The 12,043-nt window shown below is 64.7% G+C and carries 10 protein-coding genes; 3 read left to right on the top strand and 7 right to left on the bottom strand.

Annotated features, from left to right (window positions below; genetic code table 11):
* The 3 genes from AC1DR1_RS19235 to AC1DR1_RS19245 form a co-directional block, all read right to left on the bottom strand.
* On the bottom strand, window positions 1-331 hold a 331-nt coding region (locus AC1DR1_RS19235; RefSeq protein ID WP_476993115.1), incomplete at its 3' end, for a DUF309 domain-containing protein.
* A 129-nt stretch (window positions 332-460) separates the two neighbouring features.
* Window positions 461-856 carry a VOC family protein gene (locus AC1DR1_RS19240; RefSeq protein WP_229995618.1) on the bottom strand — a complete coding sequence of 132 codons (396 nt, stop codon included), beginning with the start codon at window positions 854-856 and terminating at the stop codon, window positions 461-463.
* Between the two features lie 387 nt (window positions 857-1,243).
* A complete protein-coding gene (locus tag AC1DR1_RS19245) occupies window positions 1,244-1,870 on the bottom strand; it encodes a TetR/AcrR family transcriptional regulator (protein ID WP_364742406.1) in 627 nt (208 codons plus the stop codon).
* 102 nt (window positions 1,871-1,972) lie between these two features.
* Here AC1DR1_RS19245 and AC1DR1_RS19250 point away from each other — a divergent pair, with 102 nt between their 5' ends.
* The 3 genes from AC1DR1_RS19250 (at window position 1,973) to AC1DR1_RS19260 (ending at window position 5,719) form a co-directional block, all read left to right on the top strand.
* Window positions 1,973-2,761 carry an SDR family NAD(P)-dependent oxidoreductase gene (locus AC1DR1_RS19250; RefSeq protein WP_364742403.1) on the top strand — a complete coding sequence of 263 codons (789 nt, stop codon included), beginning with the start codon at window positions 1,973-1,975 and terminating at the stop codon, window positions 2,759-2,761.
* A gap of 76 nt (window positions 2,762-2,837) precedes the next feature.
* Window positions 2,838-3,695, top strand: a complete 858-nt coding sequence (locus tag AC1DR1_RS19255) for a PhzF family phenazine biosynthesis protein (protein ID WP_229995615.1) — start codon at window positions 2,838-2,840, stop codon at window positions 3,693-3,695.
* A gap of 1,670 nt (window positions 3,696-5,365) precedes the next feature.
* Window positions 5,366-5,719, top strand: coding sequence for a VOC family protein (locus AC1DR1_RS19260; RefSeq protein WP_229994313.1), 354 nt, complete (start codon window positions 5,366-5,368; stop codon window positions 5,717-5,719).
* A gap of 12 nt (window positions 5,720-5,731) precedes the next feature.
* Here the strand turns inward: AC1DR1_RS19260 and AC1DR1_RS19265 are convergent, their stop codons facing one another.
* The 4 genes from AC1DR1_RS19265 to AC1DR1_RS19280 form a co-directional block, all read right to left on the bottom strand.
* The gene (locus tag AC1DR1_RS19265; protein ID WP_229994312.1) at window positions 5,732-7,123 is read right to left on the bottom strand and encodes a formimidoylglutamate deiminase; all 1,392 of its coding nucleotides are present in this window, start codon (window positions 7,121-7,123) and stop codon (window positions 5,732-5,734) included.
* Entirely contained in the window at window positions 7,120-8,319 is a 1,200-nt protein-coding gene (locus AC1DR1_RS19270) for an allantoate amidohydrolase (protein ID WP_229994311.1), read from the bottom strand. The genes AC1DR1_RS19265 and AC1DR1_RS19270 overlap by 4 nt, the downstream gene beginning before the upstream one ends.
* A gap of 331 nt (window positions 8,320-8,650) precedes the next feature.
* Window positions 8,651-9,976 carry a DUF2254 domain-containing protein gene (locus AC1DR1_RS19275; protein ID WP_229994310.1) on the bottom strand — a complete coding sequence of 442 codons (1,326 nt, stop codon included), beginning with the start codon at window positions 9,974-9,976 and terminating at the stop codon, window positions 8,651-8,653.
* Window positions 9,977-10,403: 427 nt separating this feature from the next.
* Window positions 10,404-11,861 (bottom strand): cation:proton antiporter domain-containing protein, encoded by a 1,458-nt coding sequence (locus AC1DR1_RS19280; protein ID WP_229994309.1) that lies wholly within the window; start codon window positions 11,859-11,861, stop codon window positions 10,404-10,406.
* Window positions 11,862-12,043: the final 182 nt, after the last annotated feature.

Below are 12,043 nucleotides of genomic sequence, written 5' to 3' on the forward strand. Positions count from 1 at the left end.
CCGCACCGCGCTCGAGGAGCCGGATCGCACCAATGCTGTTCCCCCGGGCGGCGTGGGTGAGCCCGACGCAGATCTGGGCGAGACCTTGCCAAAGGTTGCGTTCTTCGGCCGGCCCGGCTTTCCACCGGGCCTCGAGTACCTCATGAGCGGCGAAGGGCCGGCCTGCCTCCACCAGACTCCGGGCCGMAACCAACGTCTSCGCCGGCGGCAGCGGCTCCTCCGAGACCGGCTCGACGCCAACGCTCCCRTACGSCAGCGGCCGGCCAAGAGCGTCACGCGGCCGGGCCTGCCGCGGGCGCCTTGCAGMATCCCGATCCCTGTCACCCGTCATTGCCGTCTCCGYCCTGAGCGTGCCCGGAGCCTACCGACCTTCATACGCCCAATCCTAAGACCCGGCSCTTCGAACATCCGCTCCGCCGCTAGGATGCCGTCGGGACAGCGGCCGCGAGAGAAGAAATGATCACCGCTGGTCGCGGCGCAGGGGATGATCATTTGGAACCTCGACGAGCACGATGCGCACTCCATCGGGGTCCGCGATCCACATCTCCACCAGCCCCCACGGCTCCTGCTGCGGCCTGCGGATCACCGGTACCCCGGCCGCCAGCAGCCGCTCGTGCTCAAGCTGCACGTCGCGAACCTGAATCCAGATCGACAAGGCACTCCCCGGTGGATCAGCCGACCGTCCACTGACCTCGAGAAAACCGTTTCCCAGGAAGAACACCAGGCCCGGCGCATCACGACTCCCGAACTCCCGGTAGATCGCCAAACCCAACGTGTCCCGATAAAACCGGTGGCTCCGCTCAGGTTCGGACGGATGAAGCAGGATGCGGCTCCCAAGGACTTCCATGTTCTCCATCCTGCCCCCCACTCACGCACTTCGCCCGCCGCGCGTCGGTGAATTCCTGGTGTGGCGTTCAAGGACCCCTTTTGGGCGGCGAGCTGCCCCACACCGACCGGGGCGCCACGGCCCACGCCGAATCTGCTGCACCGACCGTTCCGCAAACAGAACTGCGAAACCGCCAACTCAGCTGCGATTTAGGGGCCAAACGAAGTTGACGGCCACACTCCTGTGTGACTGTTAAACAGGAATTGCGATAAATCGCAGCTGAATTGGCGGTCTGCGGTCCAGTTTTGGGAACCCCTGCCGGGCATATCTAAGGGCGACGTCCCGAACGAAGGCTGCCTGACGGCCAGCTCGGACTCAACAAGGGTTCATGACGCCGAGTTCATCTCGTGGCACGGCTCATGCGCCGACTCCCGAGGCTCCCTGGGGCGCGGGCATACCTGCGACCATTCCGGCCCACAACAGGTCGGTAGTCGCTAGGGTCAGGTAGTCCACGGATGTTCCATCCAGGAGGTTGCCCGCCGCCAGCATTGCGGCTCCGTGCAGGCTCACGAAGCAAACGAGAGCGAGCCTCTCGGAGTCGGCTGGCGCCAGCTCCCCGGCGGCCTGGGCTTCAGCGATGAGCGCTCTGGCGACCCATATACCGTCTTCGCCGATGCTGCGCAGTTCATCGCTGGCATCAGGATGGTGCTTGGTGGAGTGCATCACGGCCAACAGGACCGGGTGAGAGACCGCGAAGTCCACATAGGACCTAGCGATCCGGACAAAGCGTGACCGATGGTCTCCGGCCGCTTCAGACGCTCCCATTATCCCGGCATTCATGCTGCGGAAGCCGTCAAAGGCCAGGGCATCGAGAAGCGCCTGCTTGTCACGAAAATGCCTGCCGGGTGCCGCGTGGCTCACACCCAGATCACGCGCGAGCTGCCGCAGCGAAAGTCCCTCGACTCCTGCTTCCTCGACGGTTTCCGTGGCACGTGCCAGCAACGCCTCCCGGAGCCTGCCGTGGTGATAGGGCTGATCGATCATCCGACCAGTATATCCGCAATGTAGTCATTGACAACAATGGTGTCCCTGCCTACTATGTTGGCATTGGCTACATGAGTAGCCGCGACACGGATCGGATTCGACATGACCATGAGCTACACCGGAACCACGGCACTGATCACTGGGGCGAGCTCCGGGCTCGGTGCCGAGTTTGCCGCACGATTTGCGGCGCGCGGGGCCAACCTTGTGCTGGTCGCACGGCGGACCGACAGGCTTGAGGATCTCGCCCGAAAGCTGCGCGACGCGCATGGCATTTCAGTGACGACGCTCTCGAAGGACTTGAGCCGTCCGGGAGCCGGGGCTGAAGTCCGCGGAGAGCTCGCCGGCCGGGGCATCCGCATCGACACCCTGATCAACAACGCGGGCTTCGCCACGAGCGGCCCTTTGGTCAAGGAAGACCCCGCGGTCATCGCCTCGGAGATCTCCCTGAACGTGGCCTCTCTCGTCGAGACCACGCGGGCATTCCTCCCCGAGATGCTCGCCGCCGGGAGGGGCGCGCTGATCAACGTGGCCAGCACTGCAGCTTTTCAGCCGGTGCCTGGGATGGCGGTTTACGGGGCAACCAAGGCATTTGTCCTGAGCTTCACCGAGGCCCTGGCACACGAGACGAAGGAATCCGGCCTTCGTGTGCTCGCGCTCTGCCCGGGGGCTACCCGCACCGAGTTTTTCGATGTCCTCGGGAGCCAGGCCGCTGCCGTCGGCCGGCTGCAGAGCGCCAGCGAGGTCATCGACACCGCCCTGCGCGCCCTCGATCGCCGCACTACACCGGTAAGCGTCGTCTCAGGCTTGGGAAATCGCATGCTTGCCGGAATCGCCCAGCGCCTCCCCCGAAACATCTCCCTCGCCATGGCGGGCAGAGCCGTACAGGACTAGTGCTGCAGTCGCTTTTCGCTTCACCCTGTTGGTCTTCGCCACGCCCGTATTTTCACAACCCACCGAGGATGTAGCAATGAATCAGACTCCCGATGTACTTCGCTATGCCGCCTTTGCCACGAGCCCTGGCGGAGGCAATCCGGCGGGCGTGGTCTTGGACGCAACCCGTCTCGACGCCGCGCAGATGCAGGTCATCGCGGCCGATGTCGGATATGCGGAGACGGTCTTTATCACCGGGGCGGCGATTGACGGAGACTCACGTCGAAACCGCGTGCGGTACTTCTCCCCGATCGCCGAGGTGCCCTTTTGGGGCCATGCCACAATTGCCCTGGCTGTCGCGCTGTCGAGGCTGCACGGTGCGGGGACCTTTACGTTCGATACTTCGGTGGGGCTGGTCTCGATCGAATCTGCCGGACAGGGCGCTACCCTGACGGCATCCTTCACGAGCGTGGAGCCTCGCGTCGCCGAGTTTCCGGCAGGTGTTCTGGACACTCTGCTCGGGTTGCTGGGCGTGGGTCGGGACGAATTGCACCCCGCCTACCCTCCGCTGCTCGCCTTTGCAGGAAACTGGCATCCAATACTGGTCTTCGCTGACCGAAGGACCTTTGACTCATTCGGGTTCGACCCGGATCCCATGCGTACGCTGATGGACGCCCAAAACTGGGCCGGTACCGTAACGACACTCTGCGAGATCGGAGCGGGCGAGTTTGACTCGCGAAATCTCTTCCCGGCGGGCGCCATCACTGAAGATCCGGCGACGGGTTCGGCTGCCGCTGCTTTCGGCGGATACCTCCGCCTGCTATCGCTTGTGGAACCACCCAGCCGGGTGGTGGTGCTCCAAGGGAGCCACGTCGGCCGCCCGAGCAGACTCACCATTAATATTCCACCGCTCGGCGGGATCGCAGTGCGCGGAGAAGCCGTCGAAATCGCTTGAGCCGTTTCGTCGGCGGAAAGCAGCTGATTTTGGTCCCGCTGAACCGGGCATCCGCGCTTTCTCATGATCCCGTCCGTTTTACAACCGCTTCACGACGCGTGCCCTGCAGGCAGAGCTGACCACCTATGACTTCGAAGGCAAACCCCAGCGTCCGAGTAAGGAACAGCTGAAGGAAGCTCCTCCTGAGGTAAAGCAGTTCAACTCCTAGCGGACCATCCGCAACATCGGCAAAGAACGTCGAGTAGGACCAGCACGAAATCGATCGGCGGTTTCAGCCTCTTGATGGGGGTCGTTTCCACGGCGAAAAGTGGTCCCCGTTCAAACTGCGATTGCTGCCGCTAAAGTGGGCTCGAATCGGATTTCAGTCGGCTGGGGCACAGCCTGGGCTTTTGGCCACACGAGAGCCTGGTCTGAGTCACGCTGGAAAAAAACCGCATGGGCGCCAACACCGGCTGAACCTGCCTTCCAGCTCGGAACATGCAAAGTACTACGCCGGCGCGTCGCCGGGCACCTCGGAGGCGACGCCGAGGCGACAGCATCAGCATTCGCCAACTACGCGGACGCCACGACGGCCGGGGACCTTCGCTTCCGGCCAGCCTCTGCCGCTCACTCTCGCGGCTAATACTGCCTTCTGTCGACGCGCCAGAGGAATCGAGACGACCACGTTAGAAGAGCACGCTCAGGTAGTCATGTCGAAACCGTGCATCCGGTTATGGACGGGTATGACTGACTACCCAGCAGGAACGGCGACGGAAGAAGACTACTGTCACGCACACCTCCCTGCCGCGGACGCTTCTGGAACAGTCCACGTAGCACGGACCGGACGTCCCGCCAGAGTGCCCGGAAAGTCATGTCACACAGACCTCGTGGTTGCATGAACTCGTGTCAGGAGAATTAGGCACGGAGGGAGCCGCCCACCAGCAACGGCATCCCGCGTACACGGTGTGGACAATGTGCACGCCACCTCTGCCAGACAAAAGGGCGCCAAGCTCTCCCCCGGCTCACAGGGAAGGAGCGAATCGGGGGGAAAGAATCTCCAAGAAAGTTTCCCAGGTCATGTCAACACCACAACCCCACGGCATGAATACGTACAAGACCAACCACGCCCGGCACAACCAACCAGAAAGGAGACCCAGATGACCCCACCTCCCAGCCGGCGGAGGGCCCACTAGCCCGGGCCCTGAACCCGCCACCCACACAACCGAACAGGCCACCGCGGCGCCAGCCACAGACCGCGGCCAATGTCAGAGGGACCCACGCAGGGTCAATGTCCACACGTTAAAGCAAAAACCCCCTCTGACGAGGGGGTTGCTGTGCCCGAGGTGGGACTCGAACTGCATTCCCACCCCCGCAAACACTGGACTCCCCCGAAAACATGCGGAATCCGGCCCGATCCGGCCCCGGTATGACCCGATCCGACACCCAAAGTGTGTACTTTGTACACACTTCCTTTTTGCCACATTGAGATCGGGAACTCACGGATTCCACTCTTCTGTCCACAACCACCACGCTGCGCAGGCGTTGAGCCCATTGGCAGTGTCTATCAGACACTGCCAACCCGCCGAAAAAACTGACGAAGGCCGGCCTGTGGAAGCACCTCTCCGGGGTGGGGCCGGGATGTCCTCATGCCCTCGGCACCGGACTTTCCAGGGCAGCCGTAGGCTCAGAAAATGATTGGACGAGTAGATGAGGTCGTAGTGGATTGCCAAAACCCGGCCGCACTTGCGGAGTTCTGGTCCTCGGTCCTCGGTGGCGAACCAGTGCATCGAAGCGATGCGTGGTCCTTCATCGATCCGCCGGGATGGACGCGGCTGGCCTTCCAACGGGTGCCCGAAAACAAGCAAGGGAAGAACCGGCTCCACATAGACGTGCACGTGGAGGATGTGCCGGCCGCCTCTGACGCCGCCGAAGCCATCGGAGCTCGCAGGATCGGCAAGATCCACATAGGTACTGTGGGCACGTTCCAAGTGCTCCAGGATCCCGAAGGCAACGAATGGTGCGTTGTGCGCGCCGCAGGCGCATGACAGACAAGCCCCTCAGGAAAACTCCTTCAATGCCTCCGTCAGGAGGCGGCCCGGCGGGCCGAGTCGCCGGTGGATGCCGTTGGAGGCCACCACTTCCGCCGCGATGACGACGTCGGTGACGTCGCTGGCCGTGGCGCTGAAGGGAAACTGCAGCGCCCTGGAACCGGCCGTTCGGGCCGAACCGGGATCCACGGCCATCAGGTCGCAGACCGTACCGACCGCCAGCACAGATGCAGCGATGGGGGTGGCCATCGATCGGGCGGCACCGTCCGTAGCGGCCCGCAGCAGTTCCTGCGGGGAAAACCTTCCGCGCTGACCGGAACCGAGCCGTTCACCGTGCTCCAGCGAGCGCATTTCCACCCACGGGTCTATGACAGCGTGCTGGTCCGTACCCAGCGCTATGGTTGCTCCGGCGTCGGACAATGCGCGGGCCGGGCCGATCCCGTCGGCGAGGTCGGCCTCGGTGCTGGGGCACATCACCACCGTGGCGCCGGCGTTGCCGAGCAAGGCGACGTCCCCGGGCGTCAGGTGCGTGGCGTGGACGGCCGAGAGCCTGCCGGACAGCAGGCCGCGGCGCTCCAGCAGACCGGCAGGCGTGACGCCATAGGCGGCAAGGCAGGCCTCGTTCTCCGCCGGCTGTTCGCTGAGGTGGATGTGAAGGGGCATGTCTACGGGCAGTTGTTTGGCCACCACTGCCAGGTCCTTGTCCGGGACGCCACGCACGGAATGCAGCGCTGCCCCTAGACCGACCATCTCCGGGGGAAAGCTTCGCTCCATTTCGGCGCGAAGCGATGCCAGCCTCGCCAGCCAGGCCTGGACGTCAGCGTCGCCGAACCGCGACTGTTCGGGACTCAGCGGCGTATCGATCCCTCCCGCCAGATACAACGTGTCCAGGAGCGTCAGTCGGATCCCGGCCGCCATCGCCGCCCTGGCCAGCGCCAGCTCCATGGCATGGGGTTCTGCGTAGTGGGCCCCGCCCGGCTGGTGGTGGACATAGTGGAACTCGGCCACACTGCTGAAACCGGCGACCACCATTTCCGCGAACACCGCGCTGGCGAGCTTTTCGTAGCTCTCCGGTGTCAGCTCGGCCGCGCTCCGGTACATCTGCTCCCGCCACACCCAGAAGTCGCCGCGTCCGTGGTGCGTGCGTCCGCGCAGGATCCTGTGGAAGGCGTGGGAATGGGCGTTGGCGGCGGCCGGAAAGACGACGCCCTTTAGTACGTGGTCGCCGGGCTGCGGCTTTGCACCCGGTGTGATCGCAGTAATCCGGCCGTCCCGGACGTCCAGCCGCACCGACGCGAGCGCCGCGGCGGGGTCAACTGCACCGCCGTCGTCGTCGCCCGGGCTCCCGTCAGCCGGAGCGTCGCCGGCCACAACAGCCGACTCGCACCAGAACCCGGTCACAGCAGCCCCTCCAGGACATTCGCCAGGGCCTCGGCACCGGTGTTGGCGTCCTCGTCGGCAACGTATTCCTCCGGGGAATGCGAGATGCCGCTGGGATTGCGGACGAACAGCATCGCGGACGGCACATAGGCGGAGAGCACTCCGGCGTCGTGGCCGGCACCGGTAGGAAGCACAGGAGCCCCGGGCAGGATCCCGCTGATCCGCCGGGTCAGGCCGGGATCGAAATGGACAGTGTCGCTGTAAGACTCCTCCGTGAGGGTAACGGAGCATCCTTCACCTGCCGCTATCCTTTGGGCGGCGCCGTAGATCGATTCGATCAGCCGGGCGGTCACGGCGTCGTTGGGATGCCGGGCGTCGAGCCACATGTCTACGCGGGAGGCAATGACGTTGGTTCCGCCGGGTACCGGCATCAGGCGTCCCACCGTGGCGCGCGCATCCGGCTGGGCTGCGGCAGTGTCGCGCACGGCGACGATGATCTGCGCCGCTGCGACCATCGGATCCGCACGGTCAGCCATCAGGGTGGTCCCGGCATGGTTGCCCTGGCCGCTGATGCTCAGCTTCCAGCGGCCGTGCCCCAGGATGGAACTTCCGACGGCGATGGCCGGGCCGCCCGTTCCCAGGCCCTTGCCCTGCTCAACGTGCAGTTCAACAAAGTTGCCGATTCGGGCCAGGGCCTGGGCATCCGGACCGACGTGCCGGGGGTCGAGCCCGTTCGACCGCGCGACGTCCGCGAACGTGTTGCCGTCGCCGTCGCGCAGGTTCCGCGCCTTGTCGACGTCGATGGCTCCGGTAAGAAGGCGGGATCCGAGGCAGGCCACGCCGAAGCGGGAGCCCTCCTCCTCAGGGAACACCGTGATGGCCAGGGACCGGTTCGGCACATTTCCGCGGGCAATAAGGATGTCGACGGCGGCGAGTGCCGATGCGACGCCGAGCGGGCCGTCAAAGGCGCCGCCGCCGGGTACTGAATCGAGATGGCTTCCAGTGACCAGGGCGCCGTCCTGGGGTTCGCCCCACCACGCCCAGATAATGCCGTTGCGGTCGGTCTCGACGGCCAGGCCACGCTGGAGCGCCTGTTCGATGAACCACGCCCTCAGGTCGAGTTCCGCAGTCGAGTAGACCGCCCGGGAATAACCACCGCGCACCGCGTCGCGGCCCACGTCCTTGATCGAATCCAGGAGCTGGTTGACGGTTTCCAAATGAACCTCCGAGTAGTGTGAACTGCCACCAAGTAAAAACCAATTTCCACTGCATGACCGCTTTCGGCCTATTAACCGCTTTCGGCCTATTAACAGTTGTCGCCGCCACGGCGCAGCCAGTCGTAGAGGTCCAGGCGTATTCCTCGTGCAACTCTCACTCGATGCAGGCTACAACATCAGCTACGCCGTCTATGTGTCTGACTACTCGCGGTACCTCCCTGCCGATGCTGCCCACAGGAAATCCGCCGCTGCCTGAAGCGCCTCATCACCAGACAGCTCTTGCGCCAACTCCAGACACTCATGGCTTAACCCGCCACCATAGAAGGGTCGTCTAGTCGGCGCCCGTCGTGCCGCCCGGGACGTCGAAGGCCTTGAGCACTGCCGCGCCTTCCGCGAGAAGAGGTTCGCGATCGGCTGGCTGGGCCACACGCCGGGTCACATCGCTCAGGAGAGTCTCGACGTACCGCCGGACTACAGCGTGGTGGGCCGCGTCGCCGAACCACAAGAGATCGCGGCACACGCGCAGCAGAGCCCGGACGACGCGAGGTTCGTTCGCGCCGTACCGCCGCACCTGTCCGAGGGCGAGATCCACGAGATAGGCGAAATCGCGAGCCGGCACGTGCAGCCTTATGGTGCCTTGCGCGTCCGCCACGGCCTGCGGACCGTGCTGCCGGAGCGCGAGGGCCGCGAGGATCGAGCCGAGATGATCGACCGCCTGGTTCGCGGTGTAGGGGTCGTTGATGGCGGGCGAGAGCGCCTTGGACGCGACGTCGGCGAGTTGCCGGATCCCGAAGGCGACGTCCTGCTCAAGGGTCCGTTCGTAGCCAATCCGCACGCTCTGCACGAGCGCCCGCCGCAGTTCAGCGCCAGCGTCGGGGGCCAGGGGACCTTCGCCCGCGCTCGCCCACACCCAGGCGAGCGGAGCCCCGGCGACGACGTGTCGGCCGACCATGGGCACCATCTGGGCAGTGAGGCCTCGGCTCGCGAGCGCGCCGACGAACGCCTCAACATGGAAGGCTTGGACATATCCAGACCGCGGTGCCGGCAAGGCCGTGGCGCCGGGCGGCGGGTTTGGCATGCGAAGAGTGGGGTCGCCCGGGACGAACGACCGCTCGATCACCTTGAGTGTGGCCGTCTCGACGCGCTTCATGACTTGGTCCACCTGGATCGAATGCGCCAGGTGGTGGGCGAAGTAGACGAGCATGATCATGCTCACGAACAGCAGCAGCAGTGCGCCGCTCACCGCGAGGCGCGGGTAGTCCTGGGTGCGCTGTCCGCCGGCGATGCCGACGGTGTAGAGGCCCGCCGTGCTGTACGCGAACGTGGCCATGAACGTGCTCAGCGTCACCTGGTTGGGGATGTCGCGCAGGAAGTTCCGCAGCAGTCGCGGGCTGAACTGCGTAGACGCGAGCTGCAGGGCAACGACGGTGAGCCCGAGCACGACGGCGATGACGGTGACCATCGTGCTCGCGATCCCGATGAGCAGGTTCCGCGCGTCATCGGACGTCCCTTGGAATAGGAGGACGGCGAGGGGCGACGCTGCGCCCAGCTGCACTGCGGAGAGCCCCGCCCCCGCGATGAGCGCGAGGGCGACGGCGCACGTCGGCATCGCCCACAGGGCACTCGCCAGATACTCCCGAACGGCCTCACGCCTCACATGTAACACTCTCGGCCGACGGTCCTCGCCCGTCAAGGGCAGCGCTGCAGGGTTGCCGCCCAGTGGGGCGCAGTCGCCCTGGGGGCGCATGGGGTGCTTCTGCAAGTCAGGGGACCACATGCAAAACGTCGCAGACAGACCAGGTCCCGGGCCGGCGGAGCCCTTCGGAGCCGGACCGGGGCCCGACAGCCGACCGCGCGAAGCGGATGCCCATAATTCCGTTGCAGCGAATCGGAACCCAGACCGGATTCGAAGAACCAGCCCCACATTGCCTGGTTCTGGCCGCTCTTCTTTATTGACGACCGCTCTAGCGAATTGCCGGCTGGTGGCCCGCCAAGGCACGCCGTTTGATCCAGGGCGGCGCCTCTCGAGCCGAAAGTTCCTCTGGCCGGGGTACGTTCAAGTGGTTCGATGTGCCTGCGGGGCTTTACGGGGGTTGTTGAAAGAGTCGCGCCAGCCCAGTTTCTGAATCCGAGAGGGCGAGGATGACGTCACCGGCACGCAGTGTGGTATTGCCGCGGACTTGGATGAGATGGCCATCTCGTCGGATCATGCTGATCCACCCTGACTCGCCTAGGGCCATGTCCGCTATCGTGGAGCCGTCTGCCGGGGATCCTGGCTCAACGACGTGCCGGTGTAGTCCGTGTGGTTCGTCTGTGAACCGCAGGCCAATGCCCCAGGGTTCCGGGTCGATGTGGCGCATCGGCACGTGCAGGAGTGCGGCGAGGTAGGGCACGAATGTGCCTTGAACGACGACCGAGGTCAGTACGACGATGAATACAATGGAGTAGATACGTGACGCATCGGCCGGTCCGGCGCTGAGGATGAACATGCCCAGCAGGATCGGGACGGCTCCTTTGAGGCCGGCGAGAAGGATGAATGCACGTTCGCCCCGACGCAGCCGGATGGGTGTTATGAGCAATCCGACAAGGGCGGGGCGGATGATGAGGATGAGCAGGCCGGCAAGGACCAGCCCGATCTCCAGCTCGCCGGATCGGAGGATATCTCGGAGCGAGACGCTGAGCCCGAGAACTGTGAATGCAACGATTTCGGCCAGGCTGGCGATACCGGCGCTGAAGCGTTCGATGTCGCGTTTGTGAGGGGCGCGTTGGTCTCCGATGATGATTCCTGCCAGAAAGACGGCCAAAAACCCTGAACCGTGGAGCAGGGTCGTTGCGGCGTAGATGAAGGCTACAGCCGCCATCGTTCCCACCGAGTGCAGGGCTTCGTTAGGCAGGACAACTTTGCGCATCAGCGCCAATAAGCCATGGCCGGCGAAGAAACCGATGAGCGCGCCGACGGCCATTTGGAGTGTGAAATCCGCAGTGACACTGGCCACGGCGTCAAGCCCGACTCCGGTGACACCGAGCAGGCTGATCATCAGGGCAATGCCGACGGGGTCGTTCGCCCCCGACTCACCCTCCAGGATGGTGCCGGTCCGACCAGTGATTTCCCGGCCGCCCAGGACGGAGAACACCACGGCGGGATCTGTCGGGGACAGCGCCGCGCCAATGAGCAGGGCCGTGCTCCAGCCGAATCCAAAAAGCGCATGTGCGGTCAGCGCCAGGGCGGCGGCCGTTGCTGCAGTCCCGGCGATACCGATCCAAGCAATGGCCCCGGCGGATTGGCGGAACCGGCGCCAGCCGATGTGCATGCCACCATCGAAGAGGATGAACACCAAGGCAACTGTGACAATTCGTTGTTCCACTGTCACCGGGATATGTTCCAACGCAGGGATAACATCGGAGGCCAGGGCCGCGGCCAAGAGAAACACTGCCGGCGCGGGTACTCGGAGCCGGGCGCTGAGGCGGTGGGCCAGCACGGCGGCAAGAAGAGCGGCCGCGACCAAGAGCATGACGAGGCTGAACGGCTCGACGTCGATCACGTGTTGAATGCTACGCCAGTGACGGGTGTCAGAGGCCAGGGCCCGGCCTGTCAGCACTCGCGGCCGCAATTCGTCGACCGAAGACTTTCATCAGTCATATGGCGGCACTTGCGTGAACTTCGCCGCCGCTCAGCAGCCTTCGGGCACGTGGTTGTGTTGGCCTGGCACAGACGTCAATCAAC

The organism is Arthrobacter sp. P4_F10 (genome assembly GCF_056401435.1).